The organism is Paenibacillus sp. JT22N1 (assembly GCF_059692155.1).
The window spans coordinates 500717-522858 of the sequence record NZ_JCAUAW010000001.1 but is presented as its reverse complement, the minus strand read 5'-3'; the positions used below and the strand labels follow the sequence as shown (position 1 = coordinate 522858).

Here is a 22142-nt window from a genome sequence, read left to right as displayed (position 1 = left end):
TACTTTATGAAGTTTATGTAAAATTACAATATGTGGTGTGCGAAATTCATTATACCTCACTATATATTGATCTTCTAATAACTAAAGAACCAAATTTCGCTATTAAGACAACCCGTAATCATATTAGCTAATCCTTACTTACTAATTCTCTCTTTTTCGCTCCCAGAATAACCAAATATAATCATCCAACCAAGCAAGATGAGATAGGTCATGCAGCTCGTTTTGACGATCGTTAATTCCTCTGCTAACCTATTACTTAGGATAACACATTTCATTTCTTTTTAGAACATTTGTTCGTTTTTTTTGAAAAGTCTGGATAATTTTTCAATGCTAGTTTTCATAAGAAGATGCTTAAGGAGATGTTGGATATGTATTTCTTTAAAAATGAATTCGTCAACAAGAAGGACGTTCTTCTTTCACCAGATGATCGTGGGTACTATTTTGGAGATGGGATATATGAAGTATTCCGAGTATATAATGGGAAAATTTACGAGCAAGCTGCTCACATGCAGAGACTCCAAAGAACCGCAAGTGAAGTGCGGATAGAACTACCTTTTACTATTGAAAAAATGGGTCATATTCTCACGCAGCTTATTGAAAAGAATGGTCTCAATGAAGGCACTGTTTATATGCAAATCACCAGGGGCGAAGCTCCACGGGCACATCCCTTCCCCGCTCAAGTCGAACCCATTCTGCTAGCCTACTGCACAGAGGTTCGCAGACCCATTAATACGATACATAATGGCATTAACGCAATCACGTTGGAGGATATCCGCTGGCTGAGATGTGATCTCAAAACGCTCAATCTTCTCCCAAATGTCATGGCCAAACAAGCAGCACTCGATCACGGGGTGCAAGAAGTCGTGCTGCACCGAAATGGCACTGTCACAGAATGCAGCGCCTCTAACTTGATGATGATCAAAGATGGCGTGCTTTACACGCACCCAGCTAACCATTTGATTCTTCATGGTATTACTCGGGCTGTCGTTTTGAGACTAGCTCACTCACGAAATATCACAGTTAAAGAAGAACCCTTTACGACGGAGCAGCTTCTGTTGGCTGATGAAGCTTTTATCACAGGAACCACCGTGGAAATTACACCAATCTTACAGATTGATGGCAAAGCAATTGGAACCGGCGTGCCAGGTCCGATTACTCGCAGTCTACAGAGTGAGTTTGAACGTACTTTTGCACAATAATGTTTGAATAAATATATGATGTCCCAAATGCCTAAACAAAAAAAGCACGATCCTTTCTTAGAAAGGTCCGTGCTTTTTTGCGCTTTCGCGCGCTCTTTCACTTAACGACGCAAATTCCATTCATCCGTACCATATTTCTCACGCACAAGACGATCAGAAAGCTCAATTTCATAAGGTGTCAACGATTCCTCAACAAGCTCCACGCCAAGCCCCAGAGCGATCTCACGACGAAATGCTTCCTCCACCTGACTGAGTGTTACCGCATCTTTCCCTTGCGCCCGAAGCAGCTCATTAATCGCCACAGCTTTCTTCAAAAAGCTTTGTTTCATTCGATCCGCAACCTTCTCATTTGAGAAACACAGCATCCGAAATAGCTGATCGGTATCCATGTCGAGCAGGATGGAGCCGTGCTGCAGCACAACATTTTTTTGCCGAACCTGTGCACTGCCGGCGACTTTACGTCCCTCAACAACCAGCTCATACCATGAGGGGGAATCGAAGCAGGCCGCTGATCCAGCGGATGCGTACTTCTCCTTCTCCTCATCACTCGCGAGCTGCACCATTTCTGCGCCCAGCCCAAACGCCCGAAATCCTTGCAAAAGCCCTTCGCTCAGCACGCGATAGGCTTCTGTCACATTACGCGGAATGCCTGGATAATCCTCGGCAACGATAATGCTATACGTCAGTTCCTTATCGTGCAGCACAGCTCTCCCACCGGTTGGACGCCGTACGAAGCCAATTCCCTCCCTTGCTACCGCTTCCTGATCGACTTCCGATGCCTTTTGGAAATAGCCGATCGACAGCGTTGCCGGATTCCATCCGTAGAAACGCACCGTTGGAGGAACGATTCCTTCACTGTGAGCGGTCAATATTGCTTCATCTAATGCCATATTTTCAGCAGGAGAACGATCTCCTGTATGTATAAATCGCCATGTCGTCATCTCATTCTGCACCCTTTCCCACTTTGCTATCCGAAGACAACCTATATCATATCATAAAATCGTACATACTTACGATGTTAGTATCGGTGGAGAGCCGCTGCTGTTTGCTAATGATATCCGAAACAAGCACATAATACTCCTAATGCATAAAGCTAGCTACTCTGAGTAATCAAATCTCCACACGGGGAGCTACAATTAGACGTTTTTACGGTAGCGTTATGAATGTCATGGACTTCTGTCTACTTATAAGTAGATGCAAAATGTGCAGCATATCATCATCCATGTTCACTTATTTAGTAATTATCATGCATTTTGTGCAGCAAATATCCGAGTTCCAGCGCAAAAAGAGCAGTAATTGCCAGATTAACTGCACTTTTTGCAGCATTTCTTCCAAATACGCTGCTACAGGCTGAATTTGATGTGCTTTTTACATCATTTCAAGTTTCGCGCCACTTGGTGGACTTTTATCTGCGATACAGTTCACATCAACTTCCAAGGAAAAGTTATGAAAGCGCCTCTTCTGGACATACTAACACGTATTCGACGTAAAACTGATGAGCTTGGAGCTATTTTCCGGCTCTGACACCCAGTATTGTTTCATTCTCAATTATCTAACGAAAACTCAGCTCATGCTTACGAAGACAGTTTTGCTACGCAAAACTCAGCACACGCTTACGAAGTTAGTTTTCTAACGAAAACTCTTAGGAGGGCACATCGATGCGTCAACATGAACAGCAAGAGAACATTCGCCCCATTCATAATCAGCTTGATATGCACTTTGAGAGGGACTGGTTTACTGAGCTGGATAATCGTGTGCGCGGCGGTGGTCCTTGGGACGACTGGACGCTGTACCAGCTAGCCTACGAATCGGAAGAATCGGGGCTTATTTCTACGTTTGACGAGATGCAGTGCCTCGTTCATCTAGGGCAGCTTGAACCTATGGCTCATCAGATTGATACGGCGAAACGTGTGCTTAACGAGATGCGTGGCCGTGCTATTTTGGCAGATGAAGTTGGACTTGGGAAAACGATTGAGGCTGGTTTGATTTTAAAAGAATACATGATCCGCGGCCTGGTCCGCAAAACGCTCATCCTCGTACCCGCTTCCCTTGTACTGCAATGGGTCCGGGAATTGAATAGCAAATTCGGCATTCCAGCTGTAGCGCATAAAAAAGCCTATATGTGGAAACAAAGCGACGTCATTGTGGCCTCCATGGACACCGCCAAACGTGACCCGCATCGCGAAATTGTCATGGGTCTTGAATATGACATGTTGATCGTCGACGAGGCCCACAAGCTCAAAAATAAGAAAACGACCAATTACACCTTCGTGAACGAGCTGCGTAAAAAATATTGCCTACTGCTCACCGCCACGCCGGTGCAGAACGATCTGAAAGAGCTTTTCAATCTCATTACCCTGCTCAAACCAGGTCAGCTCGGGATTCATAGCAGCTTCAAAACCAATTATGTAGTTGGCAAAAGGACACCGAAAAACGAGGGTCAGCTTCAACAGGAGCTATCCAAGGTTATGATTCGCAATCGTCGCGGCGACGGCGGCGTTCATTATACGAAAAGGGTTGTTAGGAACATTCCTCTCACGCTCTCAAATGATGAACAGGCACTCTACGATGGGGTAACGAATTTCGTTCGAACGCGTTATCAAGAGAGCGCCGGTGATCTCAGCAGTATGCTCTCGCTTATCACTCTGCAGCGCGAAGTCTGCAGTTCTCGGGACGCTGTATTCATTACGCTCGTCAATTTGTTCAAGAAAACAGCTGAGGACTCGCCGCAGCGCGCCAAAATATGGGAGCTTGTTGAGCTGATTCGCAGTATTAAAGCGAACACCAAAGCAGAGACCACGATGAAGCTCGTACAAGATATTAATGATAAAGTCATCATTTTCACCGAATACCGCGCCTCCCAAGAGTATCTTCTCAATTATTTGAAGGAACATAAAATAACAGCTGTTCCTTATCGAGGCGGTATGAATCGCGGTAAAAAAGATTGGATGATGGATTTATTCCGTAATCGCGTACAAGTCCTTGTCGCAACAGAGGCCGGCGGCGAGGGGATTAATCTACAATTTTGCCATAACATGATTAATTTCGATCTGCCTTGGAATCCCATGCGTGTTGAACAGCGAATTGGCCGTGTACATCGACTCGGACAAACGCATGATGTCAACATCTATAACCTTTCCACGAGAAATACGATTGAAGAGCATATTCTTTCTTTGCTGCACGAGAAAATCAATATGTTTGAGCTGGTTATCGGTCAACTCGATACGATCCTCGAGAAAATCGAGAAGAAAGGCTCACTCGAAACATCGTTGTTCCGCATGGTCATGGAGGCAGGCTCAAGTGAAGATATACGTAGAAAGATCGATGAGCTAGGTCATTCGTTTACCGAGGTCAAATCGGAAATTGAACAAAATCCGGTATACGGGGCGGCCTTCCAAGGCATTCTTGATGCTGTTGGCGGCACGCAAAACATTGAGGTAAGGCCATGAATAAACGCAACATTCACACGTTCGTCATGCGTTTTCTTGAAGCTTATAACTGCACGATTTTAGAGAAATCACCAGCTTACGTCACCGCAAAGCTTTCTCCTGAAGCAGACAGAGAGATGACAGGCCGCCCTTATTATTGGAGCTTCGTAGAACGAACAGGTGCTGCAGCCGAAACGATGACCTATAAGTTCATCTTCGATCCGGAACAGATGAAGCTAGAGACTAAAGCGAAGACCACCGCAACAGCTGTCAAAAGCCCACCTAGTGTGGGGGCGCCCAGTCAGGGTCAGGGCCAGAGTCAAGCTCCCCAACCACCTGACGGAAACTCAGACAGCATTCTCGGCCGCTATTTCGGCTTCGTACCTACGACAGTCATCTCCCAGCGGCTCCCGCAGGACGAAGTGACCTTCGGCAGTAGGCGTCTGGAACAAATGTTCACTATTGTCCGTGAACGCGGACGATTCGTTCATTTGTTCGAGGAACCATTCCCGATGAGTGCTACCTATCACGCCCCACTTGTCTATGACACCTGGTTCTGCGTGAATTACAAAGTGGAGCTTGCTTGCGACCGCAAACGAAGCGAGATTCATTCTCTCGCTATTCATCTGAATAGCGGTGAAGTTCGGGAACATTTTCATAAACATATGCTTACCAAGAGCCTCTCTCCTAAGCTTCCTGCGAATAGTCACATTTTACCTGACACGATTTCACTGCCCAAAGCCATTAATGCCCTTGAAATGATGCTCGAACGTAAGATCAGTGCATATGATCATTCTTGGGCCGATGAAGCTAACGAGCAGCACCGCAGCGAAATCGATCGTGTGGAAGCTTATTACAACGGTCTCCTTCTGAGCGCTGAGCCTGACAAAAGAAACGAAATCGAAACCCAATGCCGCAACCGTCTGCAAGAAATCGACTGGCAGCATAAGCCTCGTATTGTCGTATCTGTCATCAATTGCGGATTGTTTCATTTGAACGCTGGGCGAATACCCAGGAACTGACTTCAGTCGCTAAAACATCGCAAAATTAACACTACAGGTTCTAACAATCTTTTTAAGGCATAAGAATTACAATAGATTAATAGGTTCATACCACTAGAGGTTAACGATAGGTAGGTGAACAAGGATGAAGCTGTGGACAACATGGAAGGCGGCCTGCATCATTAGTGTGGGCAGTTTATTATTCATACCGCTCCAAACCTCTGCAGGCGACCCCATAGAACGGACAAGCTATACGCAAACGGCAAGGGAAACGATAGCTAGTAACACAGAGACGAAGCCAATACCAGATTTGCGGAGCGAATCCTCTTTGACCGCTACGATCAACACTTGGCGAACAACTCTCGCTCGGGAATCGGGTTTTGAAAGCTGGCAGACGGCAGTATGGAACAGTTATCCACTCGGGCCAGGCACACATGGCTGGGTGGTTATCCTTACCGATCATGGACAGGATGTTGGCTACATGATCATACATGCCACTGACAACGGCTCTTTCCGATTAACCGAATACGGAACTGGTAACAATCCGCTATTCAGCTTGACTACGCTGTATCGTTCTTTGGTACAGCAGGAACTCATTCCAACTACTACTTCTTACTCTGATTTTGTTCAAAATGAAACGATTATATTAGACCGACTTTACATGGACCAGCTAACCGCTGTGTGGAAAATAATTCTCCAAGACCAAACGTATTATTTGGATGCCAAATCCGGAGAGCTGCTCCCGCTCAAAGAGGACCCTATGCCGAGGATAAAAGAGGATCAACCAGAAGCAACCAATCTGTCGAGCAAAGCTCAAACGGCGTTATATCCCACCTTTGATCCTTATGATCGACTCCCATGGGTCCAAGGAAAACCGCTTCCAGTGACCAAACTAAGTGAACTCCAAAAGGCTTTAAACCCTCAAGCAAAGTTAACTTATGTCACAGAGCTCTATGATGGTCAAGTCACGCTGCCGCTGGCCATTCTGGGTTATCAACAATGGGTAGCTGGGGATACCTACCTGACTTTAGATCATGTTGGACCCCGCTACGTGCTGCTGGAGAATGCTTTAAAGCTAGGACATATTTTTCCATGAAAAAAGCCTTAGACCGCTATATCCAGAGGTCTAAGGCTTTCGCGTTACTTCCAAGTAAAATCAATAGCTTTAAGAAAGGCTTTAGCTAAAATGGTATGCCCTACGTTGCTCGGATGTACACGATCCCAAGCGATATATGCAGGGTAGTAAGCCTGAAGAACAGGATTAAAAGCAGCTTGCGTATCCACGAAAATGGAACCCGTTTCTTCAGCTATCTGTTTCACAACTGCCCCGTATTGATCCATTTTGGAACGCATGGCATCTTGCGGATTCGGCTCTATGTAAAAAGGTGTCATCAATACAAGCCCTTTGACAAGAGGACGTGTCTGTTCGACTAGCTCTCTTAACGTCTTTTCATAAGCCTCAATGCCCACATGCCTTTCCTTTTGATGCGGTACGTCAAAGTGCCTCCATACGTCATTAATACCGATCATGATCGATAACCAGTCCGGCTTCAAATCGATGACATCCGTTTGCCATCTGGCTTGGAGATCAAGTACTGTATTGCCGCTGGTACCCACATTAACGGTACGAATTTGAAGCTCTGGATACGTTGCATTGATCAGCCCGTCCACGATAGAAACATAGCCTTTACCTAAAGCACCGAATAATCCTTCGCCAATCGGTCTTGATCGTTCACAATCCGTAACGGAATCACCAATCATGACAAGCTTATTGTTTTTTTCAAGTTTCATTATGACTTCTTCCCCCAATTTTTGGTAGTACGTTCGCTCCCCTGACTATATTCGATATGTAAACTAAAAAACCTCTCGCACCAATCATCAGGATGAAGTAAATCTCCCGATTATAGGTGAAGAGGCCTTGTCATTTTACCTTTTTGGGTTTTGCCTGATCAATTAGCATCCGTGTGGCCAGCGGCAGCATACCGAACCAGCGTGTTTGCCAGCTTTCACGCTGTTCCTTGCTCATGGCTTTAACCTGCTGACGAACTTCCCTTGGTGTTTCTATATACGTGACGACTTGCTGCGTTATGTACTTAACCAGATCATCGCTTTTTGCCATATGTCCACCTGCCTTCTATCCCTATTTTAACCACAGAGACAGTAGCTTAAACTTGCTAAAGACAGGTGGATATAGGGATTAACCGACTTTGCCGCCACTCTCCACAATGATTTTATCTGCAAAAGATTTAATCGTGCTGCAGCCGAGCAGCATCGGTTTATTATCACACTGCAATAACAAAGTATGAGCGCTTGTATCCCACGCATATTGGAATCCGACATTCATGCCAACCACCGTAATCATGAACTTGCCTTGTGCTGCATTAGGAATCGTAAAGCCCTGCTTTCTGCCGACTTGTTGTAAGGCTTTGAATACCGAAGACGAAATCCCTTTATACGTCCATGTGCTGCAAGCCGCCATAGGTTACATCTCCTCTCTCCCTTTATAGGATCATTAAATTGTATGAACAGAGAATACAAATCGTGCTTGTTTCATTAAAATCCATTGACCATAGCTTAGTCTTACACTTCTATTCATGTAATCCAAGCATACACTAGAGCAAGTAGAGAGAGAGGTGTTGGCTTGGATGTGGAAACAGATGCTGCTTACGGAGCAGCTAGAGATTCAAATGGATGAATCCAATCATCTACTCGAGGTCAAATTGAGCAGAACCGAGCAGGAGGAAACAGCTAGCGTTCGATTGAACCATGCTGAACTCATCCAAATCATGCATACCCTGCTCGAAATTAATCGAAGCTTCCGTGGAGATATCTCCTATTTTCATTCCGTTCAAGTTCAGGTCAAGCCTTAGCTCGATCTCCTAAGATAGCTTTCAAGCAAAAAAGCACCTTCGATTCCCACCCTACGGTGAGATACGAAAGTGCTTTTCGATGTTCTGACGATCTGTTTAATCCCTGTTTAACCCAACAATTGATGCTAGGAACTTCAGGATATACAAGAAGAGATTAATGAAATCGAGATAAATATTTAATGCTGCGAGTGGAACCTCTTCTGCGGATACACCGTTTCGGTATTGAGCCACATCGTAGAGAACCCAACCACTGAATATCAAGATGCCGATCATCGACCATACTAGATTCATCGCGGAACCAAAGTTAACGAACATACCGACCACACTCATGAGCACAAGCCCAATCGTTCCTGCAAACAAGAAGCCGCCTAGGAAGCTGAAGTCACGCTGCGAACGATGAGCATAGAAGGCAAGTCCGCCGAAAATTGCTGCAGTAGCGAAGAACGCACCAGATACAACGTTTGCCCCCAGCATACCGCCATACGCCATAATGACTGGGTACAGGGTAACCCCTGAAATCGCAGTAAATGCATAAAGAAAGCCGTACCCGATATGTTTGCCGCGAACACGAATGATGATTGCTGCCACCAGCATGACTACCTCAGCAATGATGAAAAGCATAATCATCGACGGTGGAACGACAATTGCACCGATCAATGTCCCTAGGAAGGAAACCAGCAAGGAAATTGCAAACGTTTGAAGCACATGAGCAAAACTACCAGAATGTGTAACCGTAATCGTTCTATCCATGAAACATCAGCCCCTTTGTAATGATGTACAATCTATACTATGTATTATACCTAGTTTTCATGAAAGCCGCTATACACCTATGCGTTTAAAACATTAGGCTCAATACACATCCCAAATTTATGGAAAAAGGCGAACATGGTTTAATAAAAACAAAACAACCCCTTCAGACGTATCTGAAGGGGTTGTTACTTGGTATGCGATCAAGAGGACTCGAACCTCCACGGGGGTAAGCCCACACGGACCTGAACCGTGCGCGTCTGCCAATTCCGCCATGATCGCGTATACGGCTGCTCTATGAACAAAGTCATACTAGCTGCGACAAAACTTAATATAACATGGGAAATGAGAGCTAGTCAACGGTACTTTTTACAATTCGTGAATAATTCCTCCCTTCACTCCTAACCCTATTCGCAAAGGAGGAATGACCTATGAATGAGGAAGAAATCAACGCCTTGGAACCGAAATATACAGGCAATCAAAGGGATCTCACAGAAGGTGAAGCTGAAGCCATTGTGCATGATCCTAATTTCAAAAGTGAAGATGAGGATGAATCTGGACTAGGCGCGATTGCAACCGCTGCTGCCTACGGAGTTTTCCGTAGAACTTAACTAAAATTGCCCTACTTATCCACACGGATTAGTAGGGCGTTTGTTCATACAATTGACCGGAATGCATGATGGCTTCGTATACCGTTCTTCCGATCAAGTAACCTAAAGCAGTCGCTGTACCCGCGTAACGATAGGTCTGGCCTCGGCAAGTTGCAGCAATAAGTACAGCATCGGTTGTCGTTCCTGTCGCAGGCTGATCCTCAACGAGGACACCTAATGCTTGAAGAGCCGCAGCTTTGGCCTCAGTTGCCGTAATAACAGCATTAACCATAGCCGCATCGGTTAAGCAACCGTTGATAACGACAATCGTGTTAATCGTTCCAGGGTAAAGGGAAGCGGCAGGGAGTTCAGCTCCTGCTCTTGCTTTATTCCCCAGCCCCACCGTAACCCAAGAACAAACATGAAGGGCCTCATGCTCTGGCTTCATCGCAAGTTTCTGACCGAATTCGCTGATATCACCGTCTTCGCCCGTTTCCCAGGTAAAGCTGCTGTAGCCAACGTCCTTTACCTTCGCCGCGGTCAGCATACCCGCTGTTTCTTGGGGATTCAAACCCTCACGCTGGATGAATTCGTCCATCTCACGAAGCGGATCAGCCTCATTATACAGCTTGTCCACTTGCCGATTCATCATCACCTTATGCGTGCCGAATCCACCGCCCCACGGTGAAGAGTTCAGCGTTCGCAGCGGATTTTCGCTGCAAATTCGCATGTACGTACCTTGGTGAGAACTAACCAAGTCCATTCGAATACCAGAGATAGGAACCTTCATGGATCCCATCCATGCATCCTTATTCGTCATCAGAAACGCCATCTGGTTCGATGGGATCCTGTGGAAGCATGAATTCAGGAGGTCTTTCGTTCTCGTATGGTTGATAGATATAATTGCGTGCGAGCTTGACTACCTTGCGGTTTTTTTTGCGAATTAACACGCTTTCATCATCCCAAGCAACTACGATTCCACGCACATCATTGGTTGGGCTAACGTCACGAATAACACGCAATAATGTGCTATCAACTCTATATTGATCAAGCTGTTCTTCAGATATCATCATCTTACCTCCAACAATTCATATGTACTTCTTTAGCATACACCAATTCGCATTTAGATCAAACTTTACATAAAACCGCTTTACTGAGGTTAACTTAACTAATGACGAATCAAAGCTAACACAAAAAAGCAAATTTACTCCATGGGAGGTTCTATAGTGGATAAAAAAACGTACTACATTAACGTAGGCACGGGGGAAGTTTTGGAAGACAAAGGAGCACTTAATTTCGAATTCGAGATCTCGGCAACCGAAGAAGAAATTGATAAGCTTCAAGAGCTTTTCGAGGAAACCGATAACTCCTCACAAGGCAGCTACGCAACTTCATGGCTTCCTTGGAAAGTTTATTACTCCAATGAGGTCAACCAGGAATACGATTATTATTTAACTGAAGTATATCGAACCCTGCACAAGCTCGGTTCTGAACAAACGAAAAAGCATATAGAAAGCATGAACGTTCTAGAGAATGGCGTCTAAGACGGAGTTTGGGTTTGGGTTTGGGTTTGGGTCTGGGTTTGGGGCTGGGTTTGGGGTCTGGGTCTGGGTCTGAGTTTGAGTTTGAGTTTGAGTTTGAGTCTGGGTCTGGGTCTGAGTTTGAGTTTGAGTTTGAGTTTGAGTTTGAGTTTGAGTTTGAGTCTGGGTCTGAGTCTGAATCTGAGTCTGTGCCCAGTTCTCAAATCCAAAGAGCGCTGCCTCCGTTCCTTGAGGGAACGTAGATACGCTATTTGTGCGAAATACACCCGAATTCACGTTTAGGCGGAACGACGATTCGTTATTTCACTGTTTTGGTCCCTTAATCGTTCAATTTTCATCAAATAACGTCTTCTCGTTCCGCTAATCCAATTTTTAGCTCATATTTCCAAAAATAGCGAATCGTAGTTCCTCAACTCAATAAAACTAAGCATAAACCAAGAAACCAACACCATTTTAAATCATAGAAAAAGGCCAACGAATCCTCTTCGGATCCATTGGCCTCTTCCTTATATGGGCATTAATTAACTAACATGTTCCTTTGAATCATTCGTTTCGTACCAGAAATCAAGGACTTTGCTAGACATTACGCGCTTCTGAATATACTCCACTTGTGCGGCGGAGAAATGTTGTTCCCATTCGATTGTCAGTTCTGTGCAGAGCTTTACGATCGTTAACAACTCGGACCATGCTACATATCGTTTGTACCAGAAAAATTGAGGGTGTTCGATCATATACGGATACAGATCATCAAACTCTGTATGCTTACAATCAAGCGCACGTTCAAAATGTGTTTTGGCTTCCCCAAGCTTTGTCATAAAATATTCAATGGAACCATTTTCGATACCCATAGATGTCAGCCTCCTCTCATACCATGTAATCATTATAAAGGATAAATCGGTTTGAGGGAAGACATGAACAAATTGTAAAATCAGTTAAAAGTGATTTGGCCATTCGCCAGTGAGGAAATACGAGCTAAAGATTCCACACGAATTCCACGCTCTCTGATCGAGCTTCCACCGGCTTGGAATGACTTTTCTACCGCAATTCCTACACCAACAAGCTCAGCTTCCGCTTTTTCAATGATACGAATTAATCCGCGTGCTGCGTCTCCATTAGCGATAAAATCATCGATCAGCAGAACTCGCTCGCCTTTGTGAAGCAAATGAGAGGATACCATAATGTCCGTAACAATCCCTTTGGTAAAGGAAGGCACACGTTCACTATATGTATCTTGATCCATGGTCAACGTCTTCTTCCGACGTGCAAATATCATGGGAACCTCAAGATGTAAAGCTGTCGTATAGGCAAGCGGAATACCGGACGATTCTACGGTAAGCACCTTATCAGGCTTCGTTTCTCTAAACAATCTTGCAAATTCTTTCCCCATCTCCATGATGAGCACGGGATCAACCTGATGATTCAGTATGGCATCCAGCTTTAGCACTTGATCCGATACGACTACACCGACCTCTAGGATCCGCTGTTTTAACAATTCCATGATTCTAGCCCCCTAAACCTGTCTATTATGAGTAAGTTACCATATTGATGAAGTAGGTTTCAAGTCCCAATTTATGATTATCCCTCTTTTGAAGTGAAACTTTTACTCTGTATAAGGTGTCTATATGTATATAGGCTTCAGCATTTTGAAATTTGTCTACAATTGCTCACATTTGGGTAACTTGATGCATTGAAATAGAACCAGAAAACAGTATGATTAGTAATGTTGCATTTTTCACACCAATTATTCGGCAGAAAGGATAGATGACGATGAACAACCTGCTTAGACCTATCATGCTTGGCATTGTGCCTGTAGCATTGGCTTCATTACTGTTAGCTGGATGCCAAGAGTCATCTGCTCCTTCCGGACAGCCTACTATAAATCCAACTAACCATGTACAAAATAGCTTGAGTCCAGTTAGCACACCCCCTGCGATCATAGTATCAACTGCGACGGCAGCACCTTCACCAACACCGGAAGACACGGCCAAGCACGAGGCACAAGTCGCTGGCACGTCCAAAACGGATTTAACCGACATCCCGCAATTATCTGCGAGTGCGAAGCCAACGGCTAAGCCGAAGATTAAAGCAGAGGATGCGTATCAACAGGAGAAACCCACGTTGATGGGCTTGAAGCTCGGAACGAGTAAGGACGTTGTGCTCGAACGTTTTGGGAAGGCGAAGAAACAATTCGTTATGGATGCAGATGAAGACGCCATTCAAGTCTATGACTTCACGGATTTCTCCGTAGGCTTTAATAAGAAGGATGTTCTTGAGTTCGTTGACGTACATTCCACGGAGATTGATCCTGGTCTTCGCGGATTGCGCCTCGGTCAGAAAGTGCAAGATGCAATTGCAATTTTAGGCAAACCGGACACTAACTCAACCTATGTTCTCTCCTACAAGTCGCAAGGAACACTGCTCAAGCTCGATATTGATCCGAATGAGAGCACCATCCAATCGATTAAGCTTTTCGCTAACCATTAATTCACAAAGGATACAAAAATAAGACCATGAATGCTCCTCTTATAGGATGACACTCATGGTCTTATTTCATGTGTCTGGGAATCAGACCACTCTCCGCTTCCGGAATCGGAAGTAAAGGGCTGTTCCAATAATGGCTATAACCGCTATTGTCACTAAGCTTATTCCCATGTATTTATGTATTAATTGGAATAAACCCTCCAAGTTACTGCCAATAAAATGCCCTAATGTTAAAAAGGTTGTACACCACAGCAGTGCTCCTGTACCCGCAAAAAACAAATACTTATAAAACTTGACCCCGCTTACGCCTGACAAATAACAGGTGAAATGACGAACCCCCGGCACGAAATACCCAAAGAAAACAGTCCAGAGCCCATACTTCTTAAACCAGCCTTCAGCCCGCTCAATCCGGTTCGGTGTTAGTTTGAACCATTTGCCATACCGGTAAAGAAAGGGTTTTCCCACACGATGACCGATTAAATAACTAACAACCATCCCTGTCATCGTGCCTGCGTAAATCACCATTAACGTTGTTCCAAAATCAAAGGGACCTCCAAGTGCCGTTAACGAACCCACAAAAGCCATTAGGGTTTCATCTGGTACGGGTACCCCAACGATTCCGGCAGATAGCAAAATATATAAAGCAATATATCCATAATGACTTATAAAATCATATAGAAATTCCTTCACAAAAAACTCACTCCCGCATTGTACTTCGTCTTATTCATTCCCATTTTACCAGAAACGATAGCTTGCCCCAAGTTCCAGTCATGTGCATGGGATCACGAACATACCTTGTACTATATCAAACGAAAGAAAGCGGGGCAATCTATGCGAACAGGTTCACAGATCGTCCGTGTTGCCTTTACCTACATTGGAACGGTTGTTGGAGCAGGGTTCGCTTCTGGACAGGAGATCCTGCAATTTTTCACACGTTACGGCTGGCTCGCCACGTTGACGATTGCTTTATCCAGCATCCTTTTCATATGGATTGGTATTAAACTCATGCTGATGGCTCATGATCTGAAAGCCGCATCTTATGAGGATTTGAATCGGGCCATTTTTGGCAAAAGAATCGGTAACGCCATTAGCTTGTTTATGATGATCGTTCTATTTGGGATTACAACCGTCATGCTCGCCGGAGGCGGAACGGTATTTGAAGAACAGCTGCACCTCTCTTACCAAACAGGACTCTTCGTGACATTGGTGCTCGCTTATTTCGTATTGTCCCGCGGAATTGGCGCCATTATGACCGTGAATTCAATCGTCGTTCCCATCATGCTGCTCTTCAGCCTCGTCATCGTCGTTTATACTTGGCATTCGCCTTCTTCAGGAAACTGGCTGCGCATTACAAGCGATGATCCATTAGAAAAAATATGGTTCGCACCTTTCCTCTATACCGCCTTTAACTTAGCGATGGCCCAAGCCGTGCTCGTTCCAATGGGAGCGTCGATTCGCAATCGATCCGTTCTTTACTGGGGCGGACTGCTTGGCGGTGCAGGCATTGGTCTGCTTCTATTATCAGCACATTACGCACTCTCTGCGCAAATGCCAGGTATCGCACAATTCGAAATCCCAATGGGAAATATTATTACCCGACTAGGGTCCGTACCGCAAGTTGCTTATTTGCTAGTTATATACGGTGAAATTTTCACAACCTTTATTGCTGACGCCTACGGCTTGTCCCAACAGCTTCAGCAGCGCATGAAACTAAACCCTAAGGTTATCCTGATCAGTATCCTGGGGCTAAGCTACGTGATAAGTCAAATTGGTTTCAAAATACTGCTTTCCGCTTTGTATCCCTTATTCGGCTTTATCAGTGTTATCTGGCTCGTTCTGATGATCTGGCGCAACCGTAACCGTGCGATGTAAGGCACCTGACTGAATAAAACCAAGAACAACAACCAATCGCACAAACAACAGAAGCATGCCCATAGCAGAAATAATGATTCCTGTGAGCAGGTAGGAGAAATGGAAATTGGCAATAACCGTTTGATCTCGCCAAACAGCAAATAACTCGGCTACCAATAGTAAAAGACCGATGATAAATAATAAGATGACCGCGTAATCAATGACCGTCCATTTTGAAAAGTATTTTACGGCAATTTCCACCTGACCTGCTGGTTTTGGTGCTGCTGCCTGCTGCTTCCAAAGCTGATGAACCATCCAAGCTGTATATATGGCAACCCCTGTTACAAAGAGGCCCAGCAGGCCACCTATTATGGCTAATAGCATGTTCATAAAGCTGATCCCCCCTTCATTCAATCCTTACTTGCTGCTAGCCATGACGCAACCCATAAATGAGAACAAGCGTTAATAGAAAACAGAAGAGAGGAAGCGAATAAAGTAAGGGGAGAAGCAGCCAACTTGGAAGACTCATGGCTGGAAGCCAAAACAGCTGGAGACGCTTTTCTCCAACATGCCCCTCATCTTCCATAGATGATTTGACCGCTAAAGCTTCCGATGCCCCTTCATTCCATTCGATCTTCCCCTTCTTCCATCCGACCTGATAAGTAATTTCCCGATGGTCTTTCTTCTTATCGTTTCCTGATTCCACTTCCGATTCCTCCATTGTTAACGCTTCTACAAACGAATTAAGCGATTTCCAGGAATAACTCTCGCTGCAGCATCTCGCACGTGGCCGTGACAGGTAAAGAGCAGAACTTGATGCCTGCTGCTTAAGTCTGCAAGAACACGCAAACAGCTCTCCATCCGTTCCTCATCGAAATTGACGAGAATATCGTCCATCACCAGCGGTAAAATAGCCTTGCCAGCATACTCCTCGACGAGTGCAAAGCGCATGGATAAGTAGAGCTGCTCTGCCGTTCCCCGACTAAGCTGACTCGTATCAAGCGACTCCCCATTCGCTCTTATTGCTACTAAACGCTGCTCTCCGAATGGCGCTTTGACATGGGTGAAGGCACCGTTCGTCATCTTCGCAAAGTAATCCGATGCTCGCAGAAGCACGCCTGGCTGCCGTTCATGCTCGTAAACATCGCGGGCTTTCTTCATCAGCAGTGAAGCGAAGGAAGCTACAGCGTAATGATCAACTTGCTGTCGAATGGTCGCTCGATAAGCTTCAGCTTGAAGAAGATGATCGGCATGTTCTGAGCCTGTCTCCAGCTTCTCAATTTGTCCCGTCAGTTTGCCAACAACCTCTCGAAGTTCATTCGTTTCATTTGCGGTATCGGTTAATTCACCTTGGAGGGATCTCATTTGAAGTGCGATATCCTCTTCCCCATGGGTTTCCAAAAGCTCGGTGTAGCTGGCAAGTAAGGAGCGGCTAAGTAACGTTTCGAGCGAGGATTCCAGCAATGTTTGTTCTTCTGTCAGTTTTCTGCGATCTTCCTGCTCTCTCTGATGAATACGCAATTCTTCACCGTCACATGCAGACGCTTCCTGTAAAAGCTGGTCCAGCCGGCCTTGTGTACGCTGCTCGTTGGTCTGTAGAAGCTGCAGCTCTTGCTCAGTTTCCGAATGCAGCTGCTCCCCATGCTTCTTCTCCCCAAGCAGCTTCACCTGTTCTTGCTCCTGTTCTTTCCAGCGTTTGAGCGCGAATACGGGCTCTTGACGTACCGCTGGTGAAAGCCTAAGGAGTAAACCGACTGTTTTTTCGTAGTGATCAATGCTCGATACTAATGTCTCAAGTTTGGACTCCAGCTTATGAAGCTGACGAAGACTTTCCTGCCCTTGCTCAATCGTCTGGATGGTTTCTAGCAGGGCGTCTGCTGATAACTGTGTACTTAGTCCCAGCGATTGCAGCAAATGACTCCAATCCAACTGGAGTTGATCTGACTCCAACACAAGCTGCTCGAAATATCTATTGCGCTGATCTTCTTGCTGCCGAAGAGATTGCAGCATCTCCTTCGTATCCTGCAGCTTCTCTAGCTTACGAAGCAGCTCGCTGCGTTGTTGTTTATTTTGCTCAGCTTCACGCATCCATGCATCCAGTTGAGGCTGGAGCACCTCAAGAGAAATTGAAGCGGAACGGCCCGGCTTCAAAGAATCGATAGCAGATGCTGCTGCAGCTTGACCATAACCCAGTTGCTGCTGGGCAAAAGGTTGGATTTGTTCTTGCAGGCGGCGCTCCAGTAAGTGAAGTTCATCGCTTAGACTTTCATCCCTGATCGAGGATGAAGTCATCGCTCGGGAGGAGCGATTCTCTGTCGCTACACGATCAGAAACAAGCATATAGAGTGCAGCACCAGCAAATAAAAGAAAGGCACAGAGAGCTACCACCCAGCTGCCCTGCCATAACAGCAATAATGGAGCCAAGACGGCCAAAAGGCTGGTTATGACAATGATGCGTTGACGTAGTCTCCGCGAGGCTGTTTTGCCAGCTTTCGCTGCTTCTTCGAGACTAAGCTGGAACTGGTTTTCCACAGCATCGCGTTCTTTTTGATGTGCAAGCTCTTTCACAAGCAGCTGCCACCCGGCATAATCTCTCGCTATTTGGTGCAAGGTGGAAGATGGGTCTGTTCCCCCCCAACCGGGAGAGGTAGAACCATCAGTACTTACCCCGCTTTTATGTAAATCGGATTCCAAGCTCCTTACCGTGTCTTGAACTCGAATGACCTGCTGCTGCAGACTCTCCAGCTCTGTTCTGACGCGCAGCTCACTCTCCTTGGACTTATGAAACCGATCTTTGTAAGCTCGTACTTGTTCACGCAGGGAAATCGTTACCGAGAAAGAGGCTAAATCTGTCTCCTCCCAGTGAACATCTATCTGTTTAAGCAGCCTGTCTACCTGCGCGCGTTGGTGCTCCTGCTCCACGCGCATTTGATCCACGCTGCGTTTATTCTCTTCATATGTGGCTGCTTGCTCCAGCCAATGATTCAGCTCGATCTGATACTCGAGCAGATCAGGCACAAGCACTATGGTGCGCAGCTGGCTCGTCAGGCTCTCCTGCCGCAGCAAGAGCCGAGCACGCTCCGCATTGATGCGCTCCAGCTCTGCCTCGAGCGCGTCAAGCCTCGCCGAAGCATGCTCGGGGAAGCCCGCCAGCGCAGGCAGCTCCGCAAGCTTCTGGCCGATCTGCCGCAAGCGGATCCATCCGCTGCGCGCCTTGCCGGCCAGGCCAAGCTTGTGCAGCTCCGCGCGCAGCGACTCCTGCTGCCCCTCCAGGGCAGCAATGCGCTCCTCCGCGGAGCGGCGCTCCGCCAGCAGCCGATCGTAGTCGGCTGCTGGGTCCCGGCTGCGGCGCAGCGACTGCTCCAGACCCTCAAGCTCCTTCAGGAGACGGTTCATCTCCTGATTGCGCCCGCGGGGTCTGTACAGGCCGTCGGCCTGCGCCGTCAGCTTGCGCTCGGCCTCCATGATGGCCGAGCCGCTCACACCAAGCCCAGCGCTATACAGATAGCCGCTGAGCTCGTCCGTCTGCAGGGTGCGCAGCTCCTGCAGCTCGGTTAAACCGAAAGCGAACAAGCTGCGGAAGAGGTCGGCCGATAGGCCGCCCAGCAGCGTGTTCAGCAGGTCTTCACCCCCGGTGGTGCCATCACCGAGGGTAACCTTGACGAGCCCCGCAGAGGCTCGTTTGCCGCCGGCGGCGGGTGCGTCGTAGCGCTCGACGCTAATGAGCTGACCCTGCTCATTGAGCAGGGTTAGCGCTCCTCCATGGGCGCCGCCGCCCAGCGGCTCGTATCGTTCCAACCGGCTCTGACGAGTCGGAAAGCCGAACAGCACCGCGCGGACGAAGCCCATGAGCGTGCTCTTGCCCGCTTCGTTGGCGCCGTAGAACAGCACCAGCGGGCTATCGGTATCAAGCTGCCGCTCGCGCAGGCTGCCGAAGCCTTGAACCTGCATGGATACGATTCTCATCCATGTCCCCCCCCATCCGCGGACAGCAGGTCCGCGGCTAATTCTTGTGCGACGCGCAGCCACTCGCGCAGCCGTTCAGGCTCCGCCGCAGCCGGATTGCCGGCTGCTTGCGGCAAGCTTTGCAGCGCGGCCAATGCCTCGCTTGCAAACAAAGCGAGCGCTTCGTCGTCGACTTGCAGCGCAGCCGAATACCGCAGGAGGTCGCCAAGGAAGCTCTTCTCCTGCTGCAAGGCCTCGAGGTCGAGCTCACTTGCCGTTCGGTCCTCGATCAATTCCAACCAGACGAAGCGGCTCCGCTCATCTTCGTCCTCACGCAGTTCGGCGGTCAGCTCCTGCAGTGCCCGCCCTTTGCGCAGCAAGCCATGCACCGCGCTGCGCCCTTCCAGAACAAGACGGACGACGGCATCTCTGTTGTCCACCTCTGTCCGAATCCGCTCAAGCTGCTCACCGAGCCGGTCTTTCAATTCCTGCTCGGTCTGTATGCCTGCCACAGACAGCCGCTCTAGGAACCAACGAACCTGATCCAACGCATGAAAGGTTAGCTCAGCTCGTCCATCCTCAGACATATCGACGATGTAACACCCACGTGGTCCTGTTTCCCGAATACTTCGGCCCTGTAGGTTCCCTGGGTAAACAATCGCTGGCTGCTGATGAAGTACATTCCTCGTATGTACATGGCCTAACGCCCAGTAATTCATACCCGCTTCAAGCAAATCCTGCTTGCTGCAAGGGGCATAATTGTCATGACCGGGATCACCGTCGACATTCGTATGTAATAGGCCGATCTGACAGACGTTTTCTCGGCCTACTCTAAATTTAACAGCTAAATTATCCGTTACCGCCGAGCTTCGATACGAAATGCCATGAATCTGGGCAATGACGCCGCGATTCGGCTTTTCCACGCTAATCGTCTCCACTTGATCGCACGCAAAAAAATGGACTGCTGCCGGCCAATCCAGTTTCGCGGCACGTCCATCCTCCGGGTCATGATTTCCATGAATAATGTAAGTTGGAATTCCCTGCTCAGCTAATTGCTCCAGTGCTTTCTGGAAGCGAATTTGAGCACGCAAGGAACGATCGGATAAATCATAAACATCCCCACTAATGAGTACAAAATCTACCTGCTCCTGTATCGCTAAAGCCACGAGTTCCTTGAGCGCTTCAAACGTCGATTCTCGTATTCGCTCACGAACCCGTTCAGGCAGCGCCGACATGCCTTTGAACGGACTGTCCAGATGCAGGTCGGCGGCATGCATAAACCGCAGTCGTTTCATCGCTCTAACGCCTTCCTATTCAGCTTTTTTCACTATCCGCACTATCATCGTCATTTGGTTGTACAGCAATTTGATAACTTTCATACACACTTTTCAGCTGCCGCAGCACACGGTTCAATGAGTAGGTTTTCTTCGCCTTTTCCCAAGCAGTTCGTGCCAAATTGTAGCGGAAAGTCGGATCAATGACAACTTTTTCCAAAGCATGGCTAAGCGCCATCGCATCACCAACCGGCACAAGCAAGCCGTTATGTCCATGTTCGATTTGCTCAGCAATTCCTCCGACGTCGGTTCCGATTAGCGCTAACCAGCATAGTGCTGCCTCAGCAAATACAGACCCGAACGCCTCTGCGCGCGATGGCAGAACGAATACATCAAAGAACGGCATAAACTCTTCAGGATGCAGCATATAGCCGTAGAAAATCGTTTCTTCGTAAATATTATGCTGAATCGCCAGCTTCTCAAGTTCTTCTCGGCTTGGTCCATCACCTATAATATGTAAAACGAAGGGATGACCGCGTTTTTTCAGCTCTCCGCAAGCAATCAGCAGCGTATCGAGCCCTTTGGCAGGCACTAAACGGCAAACGGTTATGAACTGCGTAACTGGATTTTCATGTGAAATCGGACGAAAACGCTTTTCATCAAAACCATTTGGAATAACGCCAATCCGTTCACTATCCTGTACATATTCCGCCATATATTGCTTGAACGAGTTAGAGACCGTGATCATCTGATCGACTCTCGCTTCAAGCTCCCCGTAAATTTGAGTTAGGAATTGATGCTCCACGCCATTCGCCTGAATGCGTCCATTCAAAATAAGCTCTCTCTCAAAACTGGAGTGAATGGTCAAGATGACAGGTGTTTCCGGATAAATCTGCTTCATGGCAAGTGCCGCAATCGGATGGTGGGCATGGATGATATCATACTTTTTAGAAATTCTCAGCTTCGTCCACCAAACATAATCCTTGTACGTCTGAATGTATTTATCAACGATCGGGTTTCCGGCATACTTCCGCCAATCAAAAGTGACGAACTCCACTTCCTCAGTACCCTTGCCACGAATCCGCTTAGGTAGCGAAAATAATTCCATTTCCCAGCCTTTTTTATTAAAACGGTCCAATATATAGGGAACCATGGATGACACCCCACCCGGCTGTTCCGGTGGGAAAAACAATGCTTGCAATATGTTCATTGCAT

The 22142-nt window shown here is 47.0% G+C and carries 24 protein-coding genes and 1 tRNA gene; 9 read left to right on the top strand and 16 right to left on the bottom strand.

Features of this window, described 5'->3' with window-relative positions:
- Positions 1-368 precede the first annotated feature (368 nt).
- Positions 369-1199 carry a D-amino-acid transaminase gene (dat, locus tag AC58UU_RS02435; protein ID WP_497312624.1) on the top strand — a complete coding sequence of 277 codons (831 nt, stop codon included), beginning with the start codon at positions 369-371 and terminating at the stop codon, positions 1197-1199.
- Positions 1200-1300: 101 nt separating this feature from the next.
- On the opposite strand, the gene AC58UU_RS02430 is transcribed toward dat, so the two are convergent.
- Positions 1301-2140 (bottom strand): lipoate--protein ligase family protein, encoded by an 840-nt coding sequence (locus AC58UU_RS02430; RefSeq protein WP_497312622.1) that lies wholly within the window; start codon positions 2138-2140, stop codon positions 1301-1303.
- 717 nt (positions 2141-2857) lie between these two features.
- Between AC58UU_RS02430 and AC58UU_RS02425 the strand changes: the two genes are divergently transcribed.
- From AC58UU_RS02425 to AC58UU_RS02415, 3 genes are all read left to right on the top strand, one after another.
- Positions 2858-4648 (top strand): DEAD/DEAH box helicase, encoded by a 1791-nt coding sequence (locus AC58UU_RS02425; RefSeq protein WP_171691787.1) that lies wholly within the window; start codon positions 2858-2860, stop codon positions 4646-4648.
- The gene (locus AC58UU_RS02420; RefSeq protein ID WP_497312619.1) at positions 4645-5649 is read left to right on the top strand and encodes a YqhG family protein; all 1005 of its coding nucleotides are present in this window, start codon (positions 4645-4647) and stop codon (positions 5647-5649) included. Before AC58UU_RS02425 ends, AC58UU_RS02420 begins: the two co-directional genes overlap by 4 nt.
- 124 nt (positions 5650-5773) lie before the next feature.
- On the top strand, positions 5774-6724 hold the full coding sequence (locus tag AC58UU_RS02415) for a hypothetical protein (RefSeq protein ID WP_497312617.1): 951 nt from the start codon (positions 5774-5776) through the stop codon (positions 6722-6724).
- 44 nt (positions 6725-6768) lie between these two features.
- On the opposite strand, the gene AC58UU_RS02410 is transcribed toward AC58UU_RS02415, so the two are convergent.
- The 3 genes from AC58UU_RS02410 to AC58UU_RS02400 all read right to left on the bottom strand — a co-directional run bounded on the left by AC58UU_RS02410 (position 6769) and on the right by AC58UU_RS02400 (position 8107).
- A complete protein-coding gene (locus tag AC58UU_RS02410) occupies positions 6769-7419 on the bottom strand; it encodes an SGNH/GDSL hydrolase family protein (protein ID WP_497312615.1) in 651 nt (216 codons plus the stop codon).
- A 130-nt stretch (positions 7420-7549) separates the two neighbouring features.
- Positions 7550-7747, bottom strand: coding sequence for a YqzE family protein (locus tag AC58UU_RS02405; RefSeq protein ID WP_497312613.1), 198 nt, complete (start codon positions 7745-7747; stop codon positions 7550-7552).
- A gap of 78 nt (positions 7748-7825) precedes the next feature.
- The gene (locus AC58UU_RS02400) at positions 7826-8107 is read right to left on the bottom strand and encodes a hypothetical protein (protein ID WP_497312611.1); all 282 of its coding nucleotides are present in this window, start codon (positions 8105-8107) and stop codon (positions 7826-7828) included.
- A gap of 166 nt (positions 8108-8273) precedes the next feature.
- Between AC58UU_RS02400 and AC58UU_RS02395 the strand changes: the two genes are divergently transcribed.
- The gene (locus tag AC58UU_RS02395) at positions 8274-8498 is read left to right on the top strand and encodes a hypothetical protein (protein WP_497312609.1); all 225 of its coding nucleotides are present in this window, start codon (positions 8274-8276) and stop codon (positions 8496-8498) included.
- Between the two features lie 96 nt (positions 8499-8594).
- Here AC58UU_RS02395 and AC58UU_RS02390 read toward each other — a convergent pair whose 3' ends face one another.
- Positions 8595-9248, bottom strand: coding sequence for a Bax inhibitor-1/YccA family protein (locus tag AC58UU_RS02390; RefSeq protein ID WP_171691792.1), 654 nt, complete (start codon positions 9246-9248; stop codon positions 8595-8597).
- A gap of 195 nt (positions 9249-9443) precedes the next feature.
- Positions 9444-9527: transfer RNA gene (locus AC58UU_RS02385), tRNA-Leu, on the bottom strand.
- A gap of 149 nt (positions 9528-9676) precedes the next feature.
- Between AC58UU_RS02385 and AC58UU_RS02380 the strand changes: the two genes are divergently transcribed.
- Positions 9677-9856, top strand: coding sequence for a hypothetical protein (locus AC58UU_RS02380; protein ID WP_497312607.1), 180 nt, complete (start codon positions 9677-9679; stop codon positions 9854-9856).
- A 28-nt stretch (positions 9857-9884) separates the two neighbouring features.
- Here the strand turns inward: AC58UU_RS02380 and AC58UU_RS02375 are convergent, their stop codons facing one another.
- Together AC58UU_RS02375 and AC58UU_RS02370 are read right to left on the bottom strand one after the other, a co-directional pair.
- Positions 9885-10655, bottom strand: a complete 771-nt coding sequence (locus AC58UU_RS02375) for an adenosylcobinamide amidohydrolase (RefSeq protein WP_497312605.1) — start codon at positions 10653-10655, stop codon at positions 9885-9887.
- Positions 10645-10905, bottom strand: coding sequence for a hypothetical protein (locus AC58UU_RS02370; RefSeq protein ID WP_497313140.1), 261 nt, complete (start codon positions 10903-10905; stop codon positions 10645-10647). The genes AC58UU_RS02375 and AC58UU_RS02370 overlap by 11 nt, the downstream gene beginning before the upstream one ends.
- A 156-nt stretch (positions 10906-11061) precedes the next feature.
- Here AC58UU_RS02370 and AC58UU_RS02365 point away from each other — a divergent pair, with 156 nt between their 5' ends.
- Positions 11062-11379 carry a hypothetical protein gene (locus tag AC58UU_RS02365; protein WP_497312603.1) on the top strand — a complete coding sequence of 106 codons (318 nt, stop codon included), beginning with the start codon at positions 11062-11064 and terminating at the stop codon, positions 11377-11379.
- 518 nt (positions 11380-11897) lie between these two features.
- Here AC58UU_RS02365 and AC58UU_RS02360 read toward each other — a convergent pair.
- Together AC58UU_RS02360 and AC58UU_RS02355 are read right to left on the bottom strand one after the other, a co-directional pair.
- Positions 11898-12224, bottom strand: a complete 327-nt coding sequence (locus AC58UU_RS02360; RefSeq protein ID WP_057306882.1) for a hypothetical protein — start codon at positions 12222-12224, stop codon at positions 11898-11900.
- Positions 12225-12304: 80 nt separating this feature from the next.
- The gene (locus AC58UU_RS02355) at positions 12305-12874 is read right to left on the bottom strand and encodes a xanthine phosphoribosyltransferase (protein WP_497312601.1); all 570 of its coding nucleotides are present in this window, start codon (positions 12872-12874) and stop codon (positions 12305-12307) included.
- Between the two features lie 269 nt (positions 12875-13143).
- Here AC58UU_RS02355 and AC58UU_RS02350 point away from each other — a divergent pair, with 269 nt between their 5' ends.
- Entirely contained in the window at positions 13144-13860 is a 717-nt protein-coding gene (locus AC58UU_RS02350) for a hypothetical protein (protein ID WP_497312599.1), read from the top strand.
- Between the two features lie 81 nt (positions 13861-13941).
- Here the strand turns inward: AC58UU_RS02350 and AC58UU_RS02345 are convergent, their stop codons facing one another.
- The gene (locus AC58UU_RS02345) at positions 13942-14547 is read right to left on the bottom strand and encodes a DedA family protein (protein ID WP_497312597.1); all 606 of its coding nucleotides are present in this window, start codon (positions 14545-14547) and stop codon (positions 13942-13944) included.
- Between the two features lie 141 nt (positions 14548-14688).
- Between AC58UU_RS02345 and AC58UU_RS02340 the strand changes: the two genes are divergently transcribed.
- Positions 14689-15729: a YkvI family membrane protein gene (locus AC58UU_RS02340; protein ID WP_497312595.1), complete on the top strand. Its 1041-nt coding sequence runs from the start codon at positions 14689-14691 to the stop codon at positions 15727-15729.
- On the opposite strand, the gene AC58UU_RS02335 is transcribed toward AC58UU_RS02340, so the two are convergent.
- The 5 genes from AC58UU_RS02335 to AC58UU_RS02315 are packed head-to-tail and all read right to left on the bottom strand — an operon-like array spanning position 15661 to position 22137.
- Positions 15661-16098 carry a hypothetical protein gene (locus AC58UU_RS02335; protein ID WP_497312593.1) on the bottom strand — a complete coding sequence of 146 codons (438 nt, stop codon included), beginning with the start codon at positions 16096-16098 and terminating at the stop codon, positions 15661-15663. The two genes, AC58UU_RS02340 and AC58UU_RS02335, sit on opposite strands and share 69 nt — an antisense overlap.
- 37 nt (positions 16099-16135) lie before the next feature.
- Complete coding sequence (locus tag AC58UU_RS02330; protein WP_497312591.1) at positions 16136-16414, bottom strand: hypothetical protein; 279 nt, start codon at positions 16412-16414, stop codon at positions 16136-16138.
- Between the two features lie 26 nt (positions 16415-16440).
- On the bottom strand, positions 16441-19674 hold the full coding sequence (locus tag AC58UU_RS02325) for an AAA family ATPase (RefSeq protein WP_497312589.1): 3234 nt from the start codon (positions 19672-19674) through the stop codon (positions 16441-16443).
- A complete protein-coding gene (locus AC58UU_RS02320; protein WP_497312587.1) occupies positions 19671-20948 on the bottom strand; it encodes a metallophosphoesterase family protein in 1278 nt (425 codons plus the stop codon). Before AC58UU_RS02320 ends, AC58UU_RS02325 begins: the two co-directional genes overlap by 4 nt.
- 19 nt (positions 20949-20967) lie before the next feature.
- On the bottom strand, positions 20968-22137 hold the full coding sequence (locus tag AC58UU_RS02315) for a glycosyltransferase family 4 protein (RefSeq protein ID WP_497312585.1): 1170 nt from the start codon (positions 22135-22137) through the stop codon (positions 20968-20970).
- Positions 22138-22142 lie beyond the last annotated feature (5 nt).